Raw genomic sequence first — 16,513 nt, 5'->3', positions numbered from 1 at the left:
CATGCGCTTCAAGACCCGCAATTTCAACGATGTGCCAAGCGTGCTGGAGATCAACGAGCTGACCGTGCGGCTTGCCGACAACGACACAGCGCCACCGGTGCTCGACCGGGTATCGCTGGAAATCAGGCAGGGGGAGACCGTCTGTCTTGTCGGCGAATCCGGCTCCGGCAAGTCCGTCACCTCGCTTTCCGTCATGGGGCTGTTGCCCAGGGGGGCGCTCGCGGCCACGGGGGGACGCATCGAACTGGAAGGGACGAACCTCCTCGAACTCGGGCCCCAGGCCATGCGCCACATGCGGGCGCGCAAGATCTCGATGATCTTCCAGGAACCGATGACGGCGTTGAACCCGGTTATCCGCGTCGGCGCACAGATCGAGGAGGTGCTCGATACCCACGCCAAGCTGCCGGCCAAGGAGAAGAAGGCGCGTGTGCTCGACATCATGAACCAGGTGCATCTGCCGGATGTCGAGCGCATCTACCGCTCCTACCCACACCAGCTTTCCGGCGGGCAGCGTCAACGCATCATGATCGCCATGGCGCTGATCCTCGAGCCGCAACTGCTGATCGCCGATGAACCGACCACCGCCCTCGACGTCACGACACAGCAGCAGATCCTGAGCCTCATAGCCGAGTTGCAGGAGAAGCACGGCACCGCCGTCCTCTTTATAACTCACGACATGGGCGTGGTGGCGGAGATCGCCGATACCGTGCACGTGATGAGACACGGACAGATCGTCGAGCGGGCACCGGTCGAGGAGCTTTTGCGCCACCCGAAGCACGAATACACGCGGGAACTGCTGAAGGCCGTGCCGAGCCTGACGCCTCGCCCGGCCCGGTCGCAGCCTGAGGGCCCGGCCGTTCTTTCGGTGAACGGCTTGCAGAAGATCTATAGCACTCAAGGCATCTTCAGCCGGCGCGGGGCGACGCAGGCTGCGAGCGATGTGAGCTTTTCCATTCCACGCGGGCGTACACTCGGCATCGTTGGCGAGAGCGGCTCCGGAAAGTCCACCGTCGCACGCTGCATCATGCGCCTGATCGATCCGACCGAAGGCGAGATCCGTGTCGCCGACAGGGAGATCGCCCGGCTTTCGCGACGCGCATTGCGGCCCTACCGGAAGCACATCCAGATCGTGTTCCAGGACCCATTCCGCTCGCTCAATCCGCGCTGGACTATCGGCCGGAGCCTGATCGAGGGGCCGCTCAACACAGGTGAGGACAAGAAGGCCGCGCTGAAACGGGCGGCCGAACTTCTGATGCTGGTCGGCTTGCCGGACGATGCGGTCAACCGGTATCCGCATCAGTTTTCCGGCGGCCAACGGCAGCGTGTTGCGATCGCCCGCGCCATTGCAATGGAACCCGACGTTCTGGTCGCGGACGAAGCGGTCTCCGCCCTCGACGTGTCCGTACAGGCGCAGGTCTTGGAACTGCTCGAGGCGCTGCAGAAGAAACTCGGCATTGCCATTCTCTTCATCACACATGATCTGCGTGTGGCGGCGCAGATCTGTGACGAAGTCGTGGTGATGCAGTACGGGCGCATCGTCGAACATGACAGTGCATCCAACGTGCTTTCCAACCCTCGGCACGCCTATACCCGCGCACTCATCGAGGCGGCCCCCGGGCGCGCCTGGGATTTTGCCAATTTTCATGAATTGCAGACCGCATGAACGCGGCCTCCACACCACGATAGCGGAGAGAGAAACGATATGCCCATTCTACCTACGATCGCCGAATATGCCGATGAGCTGACGGCGATCCGCCGCGATTTCCATGAACACCCCGAGATCGGCTTCGAGGAGGTGCGCACCTCCGGTATCGTCGCCGAGCTTCTGAGGAGATGGGGTGTCGACGAGGTGCATACCGGGCTCGGCAAGACTGGCGTGGTCGGCATCATCAAGGGCAGGAAGGAAGGCGGCCGCGCGGTGGGCCTGCGCGCGGACATGGACGCTTTGCCGATGGACGAACTGACCAATCTGCCCTACGCCTCGAAGACCCCAGGTGCGTTCCATGGCTGCGGGCACGACGGCCACACGACCATGCTGCTCGGCGCGGCGCGCTATCTGGCGGAGACGCGCAATTTTGCCGGCCGTGCCGTGGTGATCTTTCAGCCGGCAGAGGAGGGGCTTGGTGGCGCCCGCGCCATGCTGGCGGACGGGCTGTTCGATAAGTTTCCCTGCGATGAGATCTACGGCATGCACAACAATCCGCTGAAGGAACCTAACAAGTTCAGCGTCAAGCCGGGCCCGGCGATGGCGGGGGCGACGTTTTTTGACATCACCATCAATGGGGTGGGCAGCCACGGCGCGATGCCGCACCATGCCAAGGATCCGATCGTCGTCGCTACGGCGCTTGTGCAGAGCCTGCAATCCATTGTCAGCCGGAATGTGCAGGCGACGCAGCCGGCCGTGCTTTCGGTGACGCAGGTCCATTCCGGCTCGGCCTACAATGTGGTGCCGGACAGGGCCGTGATCTCCGGCACCATACGCTACTTTGCCGATGAGGTGCGCGACCTGATCCACAACCGCGTGATCAAGTTGTGCGCCGGCTTTGCCGAGAGCTATGAAGTGGAGATTGTGCCGGATCTCCGGCCGATCTTCGACGTGCTGATGAACGACGCGGCGCTTTCCGAAGCTTATCGGGTGGCAGCCGCCGAGATAGTCGACGCGGAGAACGCCACCATTACCGAGGAGCTCGTGACCGGCAGCGAGGATTTCGCGGACATGCTGAAGGTCGTGCCTGGCGCCTATTGTACGCTTGGCCATGGGGGCACCCTGCCGGTGCACAATCCGGGTTTCACCTTAGACGACGATATACTGCCGGTCGGCGCCAGCATCATGGCGCGAATTGTCGAGAAGCGGCTAGCACTTTAGGCGCGGCCTCGAAGCCCATTCCGTACCCGCTCTTACCGGGAAGCGGCCAGGGGTAAACAATTCCAACCAGGACGCGACATCAATGAATTACATGCAGCTACCTTTTGACACCGCGACGATGCTCGCTGGGCTGAAACCCTGGATCGAATGCGAAAGCCCCACCTTCGATGCCGCGGCTGTTGACCGGATGATGAATCTTGCCGCCTATGATTTGGCGGTAGCCGGCGCAGAGATCGAACGCATTCCCGGACGCATGGGCTTCGGCGGCTCCGTGCGAGCGCGTTTTCCGCACAAGGATTTCGGCAAGCCCGGCATCCTGATCTCCGGTCATCTCGATACGGTGCATCCCATCGGCACGCTGGAAAAGAACCCGTGGCGCATTGAGGACGGCCGCTGCTACGGCCCCGGCATTCAGGACATGAAGGGCGGCAACTACGTGAGCATCGAGGCCATCCGCCAGCTTGCCTTGGCAGGCCTCGAAACGCCGCTTCCGGTTACCGTGCTGTTCACGCCCGACGAGGAAGTGGGTACGCCTTCGACGCGCGAACTGATCGAGATGGAGGCGCGCAAAAATAAGGTGGTGCTGGTGCCCGAGCCCGCACGGCCGGACGGGGGAGCGGTGACCGGCCGCTATGCCATCGCCCGTTTCAACGTGAAAACCTCGGGCCGGCCGAGCCACGCCGGCTGGGCCCTGAAGGACGGTCGTTCGGCAATCGCCGCCATGGCGCGCAAGGTGCTTGAGATCGAGGCGATGACGAGCGACGACTGCACCTTCTCCGTGGGCGTGATCCACTCCGGACAGTGGGTGAATTGCGTCTCGTCCTTCTGTGATGCGGAGGTTCTGTCGATGGCCAAGCGCCAGGCGGACCTCGATGAAGGCGTCTTGCGCATGCTGGCGCTTTCCGGCGAGGAGAACGATGTGATGATTGAGGTAACGCGCGGCGTGATGCGGCCCGTGTGGGAGCCGGATGAGGGCACGATGGCAGTCTATAACCTGGCGCACGAAATCGCCGGCGAGATCGGCTTTGGTCTGACACATGCCAGTGCCGGCGGCGGCTCTGACGGCAACTTCACCGGCGCGCTCGGCCTGCCGACGCTCGATTCCATAGGCGTGCGCGGCGCTGGCCTGCACACGCTCGGCGAATATATCGAGATCGATAGTCTGGTTGAACGTGCACAGCTCATGGCTGGGCTCCTGATGCGGCTGAAATAGGCGGCCGGGGCGCCTCAGAAGTCGAGCTGCGCCCCGTCCACCACCTCCTTCATGACGAAAAAGGTGCGCGTCTGGCGCACACCGGGCAGGGCGATGAGCTGGCTTCCGTGCAGCCGGTTAAAGTCGGCCATGTCGCGTACGCGGATTTTCAGGAAATAGTCGAAGTCGCCTGCGACCAGGTGGCAGTCGAGAATGAACGGCAGCTTCCGCACCGCTGTTTCGAAGGCAGAAAAACTCTCCGGTGTTGATCGGTCGAGCACGACACCGACCATGACCAGCGCGCCCCGTTCGACGCGCTCCGGGTTAAGCACCGCATGGACGCCACGGATGTAGCCTGCCTTGAAAAGCCGCTCCGTCCGGCGATGACAGGTCGCGGGGCTGACACCGACCAGCCTGGCGAGATCGGCATTGCTCAAACGGCCGTCACGCTGCAGCTGCCGGAGGATTTTCAGATCGATCCGGTCCAGTGCTTCTTCATCGGAAGGTTGCTTCATATAGGTCATCTATTATGGGAGAATCCACCATATTTGCGATGAAGGTGAAGCGTTCGTAGCAGCTTTAGCTTCAAATATGGAAGCACCTTTTGACAAAAGTCCACTAGCCTCTCCGCCGGTTTTGCTCCTTCGGAAAGGCTGAACATGCTGGAGAAATTCGAACGCTACCCTCTCACCTTCGGTCCCACCCACATTGAAACGCTGGAGCGTCTTTCGGCGCATCTGGGCGGCAGGGTGGAGCTTTATGCCAAGCGGGAGGACTGCAATTCGGGTCTGGCCTTCGGTGGCAACAAGCTGCGCAAGCTGGAATATATCGTGCCCGACGCCTTAGCGTCCGGGGCCGATACGCTGGTATCGATCGGCGGCGTGCAGTCGAACCACACGCGCATGGTCGCGGCCGTGGCGGCGAAGATCGGCTTCAAATGCCGCCTGGTTCAGGAAAGCTGGGTACCGCACGAGGACGCCGTCTATGACCGCGTCGGCAACATCCTCTTGAGCCGCGTCATGGGCGCGGAAGTGGAACTGGTCGATGAGGGCTTCGACATCGGCATCCGCGAGAGCTGGGAAAACGCTCTGAAGGATGTCGAAGCGAGAGGGGGCAAACCTTATGCGATCCCGGCAGGCGCCTCGGTCCACAAATATGGTGGGCTCGGCTATGTGGGCTTTGCCGAGGAGGTGCGCGCGCAGGAGGCCGAGCTTGGCTTCAAGTTCGACTATATCGTCGTCTGCACCGTAACCGGCTCGACCCACGCCGGCATGCTGGTGGGTTTTGCGGCCGACGGGCGAGCACGCAAGGTGATCGGCATCGATGCCTCGGCAACTCCGGCACAGACGAAGGCGCAGGTTTTCGATATCGCACACAAAACAGCGGCGCTTGTGGAACTCGGACGTATGATCGAGGAAGACGATGTGGTGCTGGTCGAGGACTATGCCTATCCGGTTTATGGAGTGCCGTCGGAGGAGACGAAACAGGCGATGCGCCTGTGCGCACGTCTCGAGGGCATGATGACCGATCCCGTCTATGAAGGGAAATCCATGCAGGGCATGATCGACCTGGTGAAGAAGGGGTTCTTCCCGGAGGGTTCGAAGGTCCTCTATGCGCATCTGGGAGGCGTGCCGGCGATCAACGGCTACAGCTATGCTTTCCGCAACGGGTAAAGGCGCAGGCGCACCCTGCTTGTCGCTTGGCTTTGCCGCCGGTCTTCGAACCGGGGCCGAGACAGAGTTCCGCCCCGTGCATCGATACTGGCTGTCGAGATTAGACGACCGCCCCGATAGAACTTTGCCCCTTGGTTTAGACTAGATCGCTCGCGAGGCAGCGGCCCCAAAATCATCCGGTGTCGGCAAAAATCTCCGGATGTACCTTCGAGAACGTCTCCAACTCCGCAATGACGGCGTCTATATGCGCGGCCATGGCGGCACGCGCGGCTGGGGGATCTTCAGCTTCCAGGGCTTCGACGATCGCTACGTGCTCGGCATAGGTGACGGCATGGCGGCGGGGGGAGGCGATGAGGCGTCGGGCGCGATCCAATGACAGGCGCAGGCTCTCGACTGTTGTCCGCAGCCGCGGATAGGAGAGGGCGCTCACCATCAGGTCGTGGAAGGCGAGGTCAAGCGCGTGAAAGCCGGCGCGGTCTTCGGCGTCCACGGCTGCCTTCTGATAGCGCAGATTGCGCCTCAGTTCGGCCAAGAGTGCGGTGTCGCGGCGGCGCGCCAGCGCTTCGGCCACCTCCGCTTCCAGCGCGCGGCGCATGAAGAGGTTCTCGTCCACGTCCTTGAGCCGGATCAGCGATACGCTCGAACCGCTTTGCGGGCGGATGTCCACCAGCCCTTCCCGCTTCAGCCGATGGAGCGCTTCGGAAATGGGAAAGCGAGAGACGCCGAAGCGGGCGGTCAGCGCGGCCTTGTCGAGCGGCTGGCCCGGTCGCAGCTCCAGCGTGACGATCGCCTGACGCAGCGCGCTGGCAACATGCTCGCTCGCGCCGGATCTTCTCTCCGGACCCGCTCCGGCAATCTTGATGCTTGATGTCATGCTAGCATGTTAGTATGATTTCGGTGGTTTGAAAATCATGGATCGACCGGCCGTGTTATGGAGACAGTCATGGCCGGGCGGGATGGATTGAGACAGTGGCAGCCATCGCCATCCCCGTGCCGATACTTCGGCCTTTTGCGCTGAAAACGGGTGTGGCTATCCAAGCATTGCGTGCGTGGCCGCGACCGTGTGACTGCCGGCATTGATCTACCGTTGAACATCAATTGGCGGATGGTAATCCGCCGGAGGCATATCATGAACGAACATAACGGGCGGCCCTCCTTTCTGCGGCTTGCCGAAACGGACAACATCGCCGTGGCGGCGCGGAAAATCGAGGAAGGTGCTCCGCTGATCGGCGGCGTGCGCGCCGCATCCCGCATCCCATTTGGCCACAAGGTGGCGTTGGAGCCAGTAGCGCGCGGCGAGGCAGTCCGCAAGTTCGGCCAGATCATCGGTTTTGCCAAGGTGCCCATCGCAGCCGGCGACTGGGTGCACGAGCACAATGTGGAGATGGGCGACTTCGAGCGCGACTACCGCTTCTGTGAGGAAGCACGGCCGATCAACGTCCTGCCGCCTGAGGAGCAGGCGACTTTCGAAGGCTACCGCCGCCCCGATGGCCGTGTCGGCACACGGAACTACATCGGCATTCTGACCAGTGTGAACTGCTCCGCCTCGGTCGCCCGCTTCATCGCGGAGGCGGCTATGCGCGAGGGGCTTCTCGACGACTTCCCCGATATCGATGGCGTCGTCTCATTCACCCACGGCACGGGTTGCGGGCTGGCATCCTCGGGCGAGGGTTTCGATCTGTTGAAACGCACGCAATGGGGTTATGCCGCTCATCCCAATCTCGGCGGCGTGCTGATGGTCGGGCTCGGCTGCGAAGTCTTCCAGATCGCGCGCCTGAAGGAACTCTATGGCCTTGAGGAAAGCGAAACCTTCCGCTCGATGACGATTCAGGAATCGGGTGGTACGCGGCGCACCATCGAAGCCGGGTTGGCACGCGTGAGGGAGATGCTGCCGGCCGTCGGCGCCCACAAGCGCGAGACGATGCCGGCGTCCGAGATCACCCTGGCGCTGCAATGCGGCGGCTCGGATGGATATTCCGGCATCACCGCCAATCCGGCGCTTGGCGTGGCAGCTGACATCCTGGTGCGGAACGGGGGTACTGCGGTGCTGGCCGAAACGCCGGAGATCTACGGCGCCGAGCATCTTCTGACCCGTCGGGCCATTCGCCGCGAGGTGGGCGAGAAGCTCATCGAGCGCATCCACTGGTGGGAGGAATACACCGCCCGCAATAAGGGCGAGATGAACAACAATCCCTCGCCGGGAAACAAGGCCGGCGGCCTGACAACGATTCTGGAGAAGTCGCTGGGCGCCGCCGCCAAGGGCGGCTCGACGCCTCTCAACGCCGTCTATGAATACGCCGAGCAGGTGAGGGAGAAGGGGTTCGTCTTCATGGACACGCCGGGCTACGATCCGGTTTCCGTGACGGGACAGGTGGCTGGCGGCTGCAATGTCGTGTGCTTCACCACGGGCCGCGGCTCCGCCTATGGCTGCAAGCCGTCCCCCTCCATCAAGCTCGCCACCAATTCCGCCATGTACGAGCGCATGGCGGAGGATATGGACATCAATTGCGGTGACATCCTCGACGGCGTGAGCCTGGAGGAGAAGGGGCGACAGATTTTCGAGGAAGTGCTCGCCGTGGCATCCGGCAAGCGGAGCAAGTCCGAGCAACTGGGCTATGGCGACAACGAGTTCGTGCCCTGGCAGATCGGGGCGGTGATGTAGCGGCCTGTCTCCGCTCCGCCGCCGCCGGTGCATGTGATCAAGGCGGCGCGGTATGATCCGCGCCGTCAGATCACCTGGCCGTCGGCATCGAAGAGATGGCAGCTGGCGGGATCGACGAAGGTGTCTACGGAAGAGCCAACTTGGATATTCCGCTGGCCTTCCAGAGATACAGTGAGGTTCTGGCCGTCCGCAAGCGTCGTGTAGAGGAGGGTCTGGCCGCCGAGATTTTCGACCAGGTCGACCTTCACCTTCGCGAAGGGGATACGGTTATCTCCGCCGGCGATGGTGATGTGCTCTGGTCGGACACCGAACTCCACCTTTCCGTCTGCCGTACCTTTGGCATGACGCGGCAGGACGACCTTCTCGCCGCCGATACGGATGGCGGCGGAGCTTGCGTCGGCGCCTTCGACACCGGCGTCGAGGAAGTTCATCTTTGGACTGCCGATGAAGCCGGCGACAAAGCGGTTGGCGGGATTGTTGTAGAGGTCGAGGGGAGCGCCGGCCTGCTCGACGTGGCCGAGGCGCAGGACGACGATCTTATCGGCCATGGTCATCGCCTCAACCTGGTCGTGAGTGACGTAGATCATGGTGTTGCCGAGGTCGCGATGCAGCTTGGCGATCTCGACGCGCATCTGCACGCGCAGCTCCGCATCGAGGTTGGAGAGCGGCTCGTCGAAGAGGAAGATGCGCGGCTCGCGCACGATGGCGCGGCCGATGGCCACGCGCTGGCGCTGACCACCGGAAAGCTGCTTCGGCTTGCGGTCGAGCAACGGCTCTATCTGCAGGATTTCGGCGGCGCGGCGCACGCGCGGCGCAACCTCGGCCTTCTTCATGCCGGCCGTCTCCAGCCCGAAGGCCAAATTCTTGTAGACGCTCATATGCGGGTAGAGCGCGTAGGACTGGAACACCATGGCGATGCCCCGCTTGGCCGCTGGCACCTCGTTCATCAGTTCCTGGTCGATCCGCAGCTCTCCGCCGGAGATCGGCTCCAGCCCAGCGATCATGCGCAAAAGGGTCGATTTTCCGCAGCCGGACGGGCCGACGAAGACGGTGAATTCGCCCGGATCGATGGACAGGTCGATCCCGTGGATGACCTGGACGGAGCCGAAGTGCTTGCGGACCTTGGAAAGCGTGACTGACGTGGACATGCGGATTTCTTTCTCCTGTCAGGCCGATCGGGGTTGCGGCGGGGCGGGAATCCAGCCCTCGTAGAGGGGGTGGCCGGGGCCGATCGGAAAGCGGACGTCCTGGCGGGTGCGGGCGGAGTGATAGAAGGCGGCCACCAGTTCAAGCGCCCCGCGGGCGTCGGCGGTGGTAACCGGCAGCGGCGTTCCTTGCGTCAGTGCGCGGTGGAAATCGCGCATTTGGCCGGCGAAGCGCGGCGGCACTGGTGTCCAGTCGGCCAGGAGTGCATCGATCTCGGCCTTGACCTTGTCGTTGCGGGGCACGATGCGCCACGGATCGTTGCCGAGTGCATAGGGAAAGTGGCTCGATTCGAAGGTGACGTTCTCGAAGGCGAGATGGAGGCGCGACAGCTCCTCGCGCGAGCCGAGCGTCGCCGTCATCGAGGCCAGCGCGCCGCTTTCCAACTCCAGACTGGCGGAGACGCAATCTTCCACCTCGATGGCGTGCACGCGCGTCGCCACCCGGCCGAAGAGGCCGGCCGGACGGCCCATGAGCCACATCAGCATGTCGTGGATATGGATGGCGTGGGTCATCAGAACGCCGCCCAACTCGGTCGCCCATTTGCCGCGCCAGGGAACGGCGTAGTATTCGGGCAGGCGCTGCCAGAAAGTCTCGGCCGTGCCCACATAGGGCATCCCCGCTACGCCCGACTCGATGATCTTCTTGGCCTTCTGCACCCCATCGCCATAGCGGTACTGGAAAATGGGCATGAGCTTGCCCTTCGCGTTGCGCTCGGCGGCGATGACCTCATCGACCTCCTTGAGCGAACCGACAAGCGGCTTTTCGCAGATGACGTGCTTGCCCGCGGCGAGGGCCGCCAGGATCTGGGCATAATGGACGGATGGCGGCGTGCAGATATCGATGATATCGACATCGTCCATGGCCAGGAGATCGTCGAAGGTGGTCGTCTTGCGGGGGATGCCGAACTCCTCGGCAAAGGCATCGAGGCGTGCACGGTCGAGGTCGCAGACGGCGATCACCCGGTAGCGCTCTGGGTCGGCCAGATAGCCTTCGGTGATGTGGGCGCGGCCAATCCCGCATCCGACGATGGCGACAGTCAGGGTTTCGGGCATCTATTATCCTTCGGTTGCGGCGCGCTCGGCGAGCGCCTGCGCCTTCAGCGCCAGTTCCATGGCGAGATAGCAGCGGGCCTGCGGCATAGCGGTCTCTGTGCGGTTTTGGATGTCTTCCAGGAAGGCGCGGCCGAAGGGCAGACCGACCTCACGGCAGTCGATGTGCTTCACACCATTCTCGTTGACGATGAAGAGGTGGTTGCCGCCCTCGCGGCCGGCGATGTCGATGTTCTTGCGGACTTCGATATAGCCTTCGGTGCCGAGAATGGTGAGGCGGCCGTCGCCCCAGGTTGGCAGCTTTGGCGGCGAAAACCAATCGACGCGCACATAGCCGGTGGCGCTTTCGCTCCTCATATGCATATCGCCGAAATCCTGCAGGCCCGGTGCGTCCTTGTTCGCCCGGTTGGCGATAGTGGCCGAAAGCACCTCAGCGCTATCGGACTTGGTGAAAAACAGGAACTGCTCTGCCTGGTGCGAGCCGATGTCGGTGAGGATGCCGCCATAGCGTGGGCGTTCGAAGAACCAGCCGGGCCGCTGCGGCTTGCGCAGCGAATGCGGCCCGAGGCCAACCGTGTGGATGACCGTGCCGATGGCGCCGGCCTCCACCAGCTCTCCCGCCTTCACGGTGGCGGGGCTCTCGAAGTGCTCCGAATAAAGGATGGAGAAGATACGGCCCGTGCGGGCCTGAACGCGCTTGACCGTTTCAAGCTGCTCGAGGCTCGTGACGCCCGGCTTGTCGAGAAGAACGTCCTTGCCGTGCTCCATCGCCGCGACAGCGATGCCCGCGCGCTCGTCGGGGATCCCGGCGCTGGTGACGAGTGCAATGGACCTGTCTTCCAGGATCGCCGCCCGGTCACCGACGCGCCGGGCTTGGGGGTAGCGCTCGGCGAACTCGGCAGCCAGATTGTCTTCGCGCGAATGGAAGGAGACAAGCTCCGCGCCAGCACGCAGGAGCATGTCGACCTGGCCGTAGATGTGGCTGTGGTTGAGGCCGATAGCGGCAAAGCGGATGGGGGTCATCGGGAGTTTTCCTGTGCTTGCGCCGTGAGGCTGGCGAGGCGCGAAGCGGCGCCGGCGTCTCCAAACATGCTCGTCTCCACGCCCGCTTTACCGTTTGATCCCCGTCGTGGCGATACCTTCGATCAAGAGCCTCTGGAAGAAGAGGAAGAAGAAGAACACCGGAATCAGCGACAGCATGGACATGGCGAACAGCCCCGACCAGTCCGACAGGCCGGTCGAGTCCACGAAGGAGCGCAGGCCGAGCTGGACGGTATAGGTGCGCATGTCGGTGAGGTAAATCAGCGGGCCAAAGAAATCATCCCAGGTCCAGATGAAGGTGAAGATGGCTGCCGTGGCGAGCACCGGGAGCGACAGGGGCAGCATGATGCGCCAGTAGATGCGCCAGGCGCTGCAGCCGTCCATCATCGCCGCCTCGTCCAGTTCGCGCGGAATGCCGCGGAAGAACTGCACCATAAGGAAGATGAAAAAGGCGTCGACGGCCATGAACTTCGGAACCACGAGCGGCAGCATTGTGCCGACCCAGCCGAGGTTGAGAAACAATACATACTGGGGAATGAGGGTGACGTGATAGGGCAGCATGAGCGTGCCCAGCATGATCGCGAACCAGAAATTGCGACCCCAGAACTTGAGCCGCGCGAAGGCGAAGGCGGCGAGCGAGCAGGCCAGCACGTTGCCGATCACCGACAGGATCGAGATGACGAAGGAATTCCAGAAGAAGGTGCCGAAGTCGACGCGCAGGCCGAACCAGCCGCGCGGATAAGCGTCGAGCGACACGGAGGAGGGGATCAGCGAGGTGGCGCTGAAGATTTCCTCCTCGGGCCGGAACGAGGCCGAGAGCATCCACAGGAGCGGATAGAGCATGACGATGGACGCGCCGATGAGGAGCACGTGCAAGAGTACCGACACCCAGCGCCGGCGCTTTTCAAGCCCCACGATTTCGTTTGGGCGGACGTCGTCCGTTGCGGCGAAGTCAGTCATCGTAGTGCACCCAGTATCGCGCGGTGAGGAAGGAGAAGGCAGTGAACAGCGCGACGATCACCAGGAGGATCCAGGCAAGCGCCGAGGCGTAGCCCATGCGGAAGAAGCCGAAAGCCTCTTGATAGAGATAGAGTGTGTAGAAGAGGGTCGAATTGATCGGCCCGCCGGTACCGCCCGAGATGATGAAGGCCGGCGTGAAGGCCTTGAAAGCCTCGATGGTCTGCACGACGGCGTTGAAGAAGACGACTGGCGTGAGGAGCGGCAGGGTGATCTTCCAGAACTGGCGCCACTTGGAGGCGCCGTCGAGGCTCGCCGCCTCATACATGTCCTGCGGGATCTGCCTGAGGCCGGCCAGGAAGATGATCATCGGTGAGCCGAACTGCCAGACCGAAAGGACGACGAGGGTGTAGAGCGAGTAATCCGGGTTGGAGATCCAGCTTGGGCCCTGGATGCCGAAATTGGCGAGGAACGAGTTGACCAGGCCGTTGCCGGCAAAAAGCTGACGCCAGAGCACGGCGATGGCGACCGAGGTGCCAAGCAGCGACGGCAGATAGAAGATGGCGCGGTACCAGGGAAGACCCTTCATGCCGCGGTTCAGGGCCATGGCGACGAGAAGTGCGAAGGCGAGCTTCAGGGGCACCGACAGGAGCACGTAGAAGAACGTCACCTGTATGGAGGCCACAAAGCGCGGGTCGGCCGTGGCGATACGCACGTAGTTGGCCGTACCAATCCAGCGCGGCTCGGTCAGGAGGTCGAAATTGGTGAATGAAAGATAAAGCGACACCAGCGCTGGGCCCGCAGTCAGACCGAAAAAGCCGATGAACCACGGCAGAAGGAACATGTAACCGGCGCCATTGCGGGACAAGGCGCGGGCGAACCGGCCGCCGGTGGGCACATAAGGGGATGCGGGAGAGGCGATCGTGGTCATCTGAGGTGTCTTCGCACTCGATGAAGAAGCATTCTGAGCCTTGCCCGAATTCTACTGGTTGTCATTTGTGAGGGAAGGACGAATGCCCTCGGCAGGTACGGCGTTGCCGACCCGTATTCGTCGAAGCCTGCGGTGAGGGTGCTTCGCCTTCACCCTCATCCCGCGCCGTGCGTTTGTCGGGCGGCCCGGGGACGAGGGTGAAGGTATGCGCATACGGTTCAGCCTCGATCTGCAGCGTCTATCCGCGCGACAGGATCGACTGGGCTTCGGTGACGAACGCCTCGGCGCCCGACTCCGGCGTATGCTGTCCGAAAGAGACCTCCTGGCTGATGCGGAGCAGCATCTTGTCGATCTCGCCTGCGCCGAGCGGCGGCGGAGGCGGCAGGGGACCAGCAAGGTCGCCCAGGCCGCCGATGAACTCAACCGCGGCCCGGCCTGTATCGTCAAGCTGCGGCGCAAGCGCCTCGCGCACCGCCGCCGACTCGGGAACCCCGCGCTCGACGTCGAGGATGGTTGCTGCGTCTGGATCGGTGACGAAGAAGGAGATATAGGCCGCGGCGGCTTCCGGATTCTCGCACTGCGAGGATACCGAGAAGAACATCGATGGCTTGCGGTAGTGTCCGCCGCCGACACCCGGCTCGATGCGCGGATAGGGGTGCATGACGATCGGATCCTTGTTGATCGTCTGGTAGCCGACGAGCTGGTTCGAGTGGGCGTAGGAGACGGCAGCGTGGCCGAGCGAGACCATGCCCGTCTCGATCTGGTTTTTGTCCAGCGCCTGCAGGTCCGGCGGCACGCAGGCCTTGGATTCGCGCATGGCCGCCCATAGCTCGAACCATTCGCGCGTGTCTTCCGCGTCGAAGGCGAGCTCGCCGTCCTCGGTGTAGAGCGCCTTGCCACGCTGGCGCACGAAATTCTCGAAGAAGGGCTCGATGCCCGAGCCGTCTGACAGGCCGTAGAAGTTCTCACGCTTGCCGGCCTTGGTAATCTCCTCGCCGATGCGCTTCATCTCGTCGAAGGTCAGCGAATTGTCGGGAATTTCGATGCCTGCCTCCTCGAAGGCGGCAGCATTGATCATCATGGCCGACGAGTTGGCGCCGAGGCTGATGCCGTAGAGCGAGCCATCCACCGAGCCGCCGTCGATTGCGGCCTGGTCGAAATCCGATACCTTGAGGACATCCGGGACGTGACCTTCCAGCTGCGCCAGTGCGCCGCGGCGGGCATATTCGAAGATGTAGCGGTAGTCCATCTGGATGATGTCGGGCGCGTTGCGGCCGGCGACCTGCGTGGCGAGCCTCGGCCAGTAGTCGTCCCAGCCGACGGTTTCACCGTCGATGACCACTTCGGGGTTCTCTTCCATGAAGAGGTTAGAGACCTCGAACGTACGCTCCGCGCGCGGCTGCGAGCCCCACCACATCAATCTCAGCCGGGTCTCCTGGCCGAAGGCCGCTCCCGGAAGTCCAAAGGCTGAAGCGGACAATGCAGCTGCACCGCCGGCAAGCACACCGCGCCTGTTGATCCTGAATGTCATCGATTTTCCTCCCACTTGACACACCTCATGCGCCCCTCGCGGGCCACATGCGCATCGCTTCTCAAGAGCTGGTAAATAACCAGATGGTTACAACCGTGTACCATCCCCGCTGGGCTGTCAAGGCACCTCTTGAGACGCAAAGGCCATCGGCAAGGCCAAAGGCTCTCACACGCCATCACTCCTCCCGGTCGCTCAGGCCCTCGACCAGCTCCATCGGCCAGATCCGGCGCACGGTGCCGAGCGGATATTGCTCCTTATAGGCAGGCATTGTGGCGAGAAGGGCTTCAGCGAGCGCCTCGCCGAGCGCGTGCAGATCGAGGCGGAAGCAGGTGAGCGGCGGGGAGAGGAACTTCGCTTGCGGGCTTTCTCGGAAGCCGATGATGGCAATGTCGCGGCCCGGTGCGAGGCCGGCGTCGTGGAGGCCGCGGTAGAAGCCGATGGCCGTCGTCTCGTTGACAAGCAGGATCGCCGTGGGGCGGTCGCTCATGGCGACGATCTTCTGCGCCATGGCGTAGCCGCCGGCCTCATTGGGCGGTGAGCGCAGGAGGCGATGGGGCGGTAGCGGGAGCCCGTGGGTGGCCAGCGTGTTTTGGGCGGTCTCGACGAAGATATGGCCTAAATTGGCATCGTCGGCCGGCGCGGCGATGGCAATATCGCGGTGGCCTTGGGCGACGAGCCGGTCGATACCGATGCGGGCCAGACCCTCGAAGTCGAGGTCGATCCAGGGGTGGTCGACATCCGATTGGCTGCGTCCGAGGGCGATGAAGGGAATATGGCGCTCGGCCAGAAAATCGATGCGCGGGTCTTGTTTCCGCGTCGCCGAGATGATGAGGGCGTCGGCGAAGCCGCGCGCAACCGTGCGGCGGAGATAGGCGTCGGGGTCTTCGCGCGAGGAGCACAGAAGGACGACGAGGTCGAGATTATGGCGGGCGAAGACCGCCTGCACGCCATCGAAGACGCTCATGAAGAACGTGTCGCCGTCGCCGGTAATCTCCGAGCCGCTCTGCATCATGAAGCCGACGACGCCGGTGGAACCTTTGCGCAGGGATCGGCCGGCCTGGTTGGGCGCGTAGCCGAGCTCGAGGGCGGCTTCAAGCACGCGCCGGCGGGTTTCGGCGTTGACGTCGGGGCGCCCGTTGAGGGCGCGCGAGACGGTGCCGATGGAGATGTCCAGATGCTGGGCGAGACGCCTGATGCCGACCATACTTTCTGCTTTATACCTCTTCTGGGACCGATTGCGGGAGGGCTCCCTCGCCGCGGATCGGACCGGCCGGAGGGCAGTTTCTTCGTAAACGTTTTCGATTCCCTGTTGACACGAATGCGCCGCCGATTCTACCGTCGTAAACGTTTACGGGCAAGAGTGGCCGCAGCCGGGGAGGGCAGGCCGCAGACTGAACAATGTCCG

General features: G+C 63.1%; 14 protein-coding genes. 5 read left to right on the top strand and 9 right to left on the bottom strand.

Going from position 1 to position 16,513, the window contains the following annotated elements; genetic code table 11:
* Nucleotide 1 precedes the first annotated feature (1 nt).
* From N5A92_RS19110 to N5A92_RS19100, 3 genes are all read left to right on the top strand, one after another.
* Nucleotides 2–1,663 (top strand): ABC transporter ATP-binding protein, encoded by a 1,662-nt coding sequence (locus N5A92_RS19110; RefSeq protein ID WP_260905493.1) that lies wholly within the window; start codon nt 2–4, stop codon nt 1,661–1,663.
* 39 nt (nt 1,664–1,702) lie between these two features.
* Entirely contained in the window at nt 1,703–2,866 is a 1,164-nt protein-coding gene (locus tag N5A92_RS19105) for a M20 aminoacylase family protein (protein ID WP_260905492.1), read from the top strand.
* 82 nt (nt 2,867–2,948) lie between these two features.
* Nucleotides 2,949–4,079 carry a M20/M25/M40 family metallo-hydrolase gene (locus N5A92_RS19100; protein ID WP_260905491.1) on the top strand — a complete coding sequence of 377 codons (1,131 nt, stop codon included), beginning with the start codon at nt 2,949–2,951 and terminating at the stop codon, nt 4,077–4,079.
* Between the two features lie 14 nt (nt 4,080–4,093).
* Here the strand turns inward: N5A92_RS19100 and N5A92_RS19095 are convergent, their stop codons facing one another.
* On the bottom strand, nt 4,094–4,573 hold the full coding sequence (locus tag N5A92_RS19095) for an Lrp/AsnC family transcriptional regulator (protein ID WP_260905490.1): 480 nt from the start codon (nt 4,571–4,573) through the stop codon (nt 4,094–4,096).
* A 144-nt stretch (nt 4,574–4,717) separates the two neighbouring features.
* Here N5A92_RS19095 and N5A92_RS19090 point away from each other — a divergent pair, with 144 nt between their 5' ends.
* The gene (locus N5A92_RS19090) at nt 4,718–5,731 is read left to right on the top strand and encodes a 1-aminocyclopropane-1-carboxylate deaminase (protein ID WP_260905489.1); all 1,014 of its coding nucleotides are present in this window, start codon (nt 4,718–4,720) and stop codon (nt 5,729–5,731) included.
* Nucleotides 5,732–5,903: 172 nt separating this feature from the next.
* On the opposite strand, the gene N5A92_RS19085 is transcribed toward N5A92_RS19090, so the two are convergent.
* Nucleotides 5,904–6,605, bottom strand: coding sequence for a GntR family transcriptional regulator (locus tag N5A92_RS19085; RefSeq protein WP_260905488.1), 702 nt, complete (start codon nt 6,603–6,605; stop codon nt 5,904–5,906).
* A gap of 255 nt (nt 6,606–6,860) precedes the next feature.
* Between N5A92_RS19085 and N5A92_RS19080 the strand changes: the two genes are divergently transcribed.
* Nucleotides 6,861–8,393 carry a UxaA family hydrolase gene (locus N5A92_RS19080; protein WP_260905487.1) on the top strand — a complete coding sequence of 511 codons (1,533 nt, stop codon included), beginning with the start codon at nt 6,861–6,863 and terminating at the stop codon, nt 8,391–8,393.
* 65 nt (nt 8,394–8,458) lie between these two features.
* Here the strand turns inward: N5A92_RS19080 and N5A92_RS19075 are convergent, their stop codons facing one another.
* The 7 genes from N5A92_RS19075 to N5A92_RS19045 all read right to left on the bottom strand — a co-directional run bounded on the left by N5A92_RS19075 (nt 8,459) and on the right by N5A92_RS19045 (nt 16,312).
* The gene (locus tag N5A92_RS19075) at nt 8,459–9,541 is read right to left on the bottom strand and encodes an ABC transporter ATP-binding protein (protein WP_260905486.1); all 1,083 of its coding nucleotides are present in this window, start codon (nt 9,539–9,541) and stop codon (nt 8,459–8,461) included.
* Nucleotides 9,542–9,559: 18 nt separating this feature from the next.
* Nucleotides 9,560–10,651 carry a Gfo/Idh/MocA family protein gene (locus tag N5A92_RS19070; protein WP_260905485.1) on the bottom strand — a complete coding sequence of 364 codons (1,092 nt, stop codon included), beginning with the start codon at nt 10,649–10,651 and terminating at the stop codon, nt 9,560–9,562.
* A gap of 3 nt (nt 10,652–10,654) precedes the next feature.
* Nucleotides 10,655–11,671, bottom strand: coding sequence for a Gfo/Idh/MocA family protein (locus N5A92_RS19065; protein ID WP_260905484.1), 1,017 nt, complete (start codon nt 11,669–11,671; stop codon nt 10,655–10,657).
* Nucleotides 11,672–11,758: 87 nt separating this feature from the next.
* The gene (locus tag N5A92_RS19060) at nt 11,759–12,532 is read right to left on the bottom strand and encodes a carbohydrate ABC transporter permease (protein WP_260905651.1); all 774 of its coding nucleotides are present in this window, start codon (nt 12,530–12,532) and stop codon (nt 11,759–11,761) included.
* Between the two features lie 109 nt (nt 12,533–12,641).
* On the bottom strand, nt 12,642–13,490 hold the full coding sequence (locus tag N5A92_RS19055) for a carbohydrate ABC transporter permease (protein WP_260905650.1): 849 nt from the start codon (nt 13,488–13,490) through the stop codon (nt 12,642–12,644).
* A gap of 325 nt (nt 13,491–13,815) precedes the next feature.
* Nucleotides 13,816–15,108, bottom strand: a complete 1,293-nt coding sequence (locus N5A92_RS19050) for an ABC transporter substrate-binding protein (RefSeq protein ID WP_260905483.1) — start codon at nt 15,106–15,108, stop codon at nt 13,816–13,818.
* Nucleotides 15,109–15,283: 175 nt separating this feature from the next.
* The gene (locus tag N5A92_RS19045) at nt 15,284–16,312 is read right to left on the bottom strand and encodes a LacI family DNA-binding transcriptional regulator (RefSeq protein ID WP_260905482.1); all 1,029 of its coding nucleotides are present in this window, start codon (nt 16,310–16,312) and stop codon (nt 15,284–15,286) included.
* Nucleotides 16,313–16,513: the final 201 nt, after the last annotated feature.

The organism is Chelativorans salis (assembly GCF_025336525.1).
Lineage (GTDB): Bacteria > Pseudomonadota > Alphaproteobacteria > Rhizobiales > Rhizobiaceae > Chelativorans > Chelativorans salis.
Note: the sequence above shows the minus strand (reverse complement) of the source record. Positions and strands in the feature narration are given on the sequence as shown.

What these genes read in the sequence shown, in the direction of transcription:
- N5A92_RS19110 (WP_260905493.1), top strand. Translation starts at nt 2, where the DNA reads ATGCGCTTCAAGACCCGCAATTTCAACGATGTGCCAAGCGTGCTGGAG.
- N5A92_RS19105 (WP_260905492.1), top strand. Translation starts at nt 1,703, where the DNA reads ATGCCCATTCTACCTACGATCGCCGAATATGCCGATGAGCTGACGGCG.
- N5A92_RS19100 (WP_260905491.1), top strand. Translation starts at nt 2,949, where the DNA reads ATGAATTACATGCAGCTACCTTTTGACACCGCGACGATGCTCGCTGGG.
- N5A92_RS19095 (WP_260905490.1), bottom strand. Translation starts at nt 4,573, where the DNA reads ATGAAGCAACCTTCCGATGAAGAAGCACTGGACCGGATCGATCTGAAA.
- N5A92_RS19090 (WP_260905489.1), top strand. Translation starts at nt 4,718, where the DNA reads ATGCTGGAGAAATTCGAACGCTACCCTCTCACCTTCGGTCCCACCCAC.
- N5A92_RS19085 (WP_260905488.1), bottom strand. Translation starts at nt 6,605, where the DNA reads ATGACATCAAGCATCAAGATTGCCGGAGCGGGTCCGGAGAGAAGATCC.
- N5A92_RS19080 (WP_260905487.1), top strand. Translation starts at nt 6,861, where the DNA reads ATGAACGAACATAACGGGCGGCCCTCCTTTCTGCGGCTTGCCGAAACG.
- N5A92_RS19075 (WP_260905486.1), bottom strand. Translation starts at nt 9,541, where the DNA reads ATGTCCACGTCAGTCACGCTTTCCAAGGTCCGCAAGCACTTCGGCTCC.
- N5A92_RS19070 (WP_260905485.1), bottom strand. Translation starts at nt 10,651, where the DNA reads ATGCCCGAAACCCTGACTGTCGCCATCGTCGGATGCGGGATTGGCCGC.
- N5A92_RS19065 (WP_260905484.1), bottom strand. Translation starts at nt 11,671, where the DNA reads ATGACCCCCATCCGCTTTGCCGCTATCGGCCTCAACCACAGCCACATC.
- N5A92_RS19060 (WP_260905651.1), bottom strand. Translation starts at nt 12,532, where the DNA reads ATGCTCTATCCGCTCCTGTGGATGCTCTCGGCCTCGTTCCGGCCCGAG.
- N5A92_RS19055 (WP_260905650.1), bottom strand. Translation starts at nt 13,490, where the DNA reads ATGTTCCTTCTGCCGTGGTTCATCGGCTTTTTCGGTCTGACTGCGGGC.
- N5A92_RS19050 (WP_260905483.1), bottom strand. Translation starts at nt 15,108, where the DNA reads ATGACATTCAGGATCAACAGGCGCGGTGTGCTTGCCGGCGGTGCAGCT.
- N5A92_RS19045 (WP_260905482.1), bottom strand. Translation starts at nt 16,312, where the DNA reads ATGGTCGGCATCAGGCGTCTCGCCCAGCATCTGGACATCTCCATCGGC.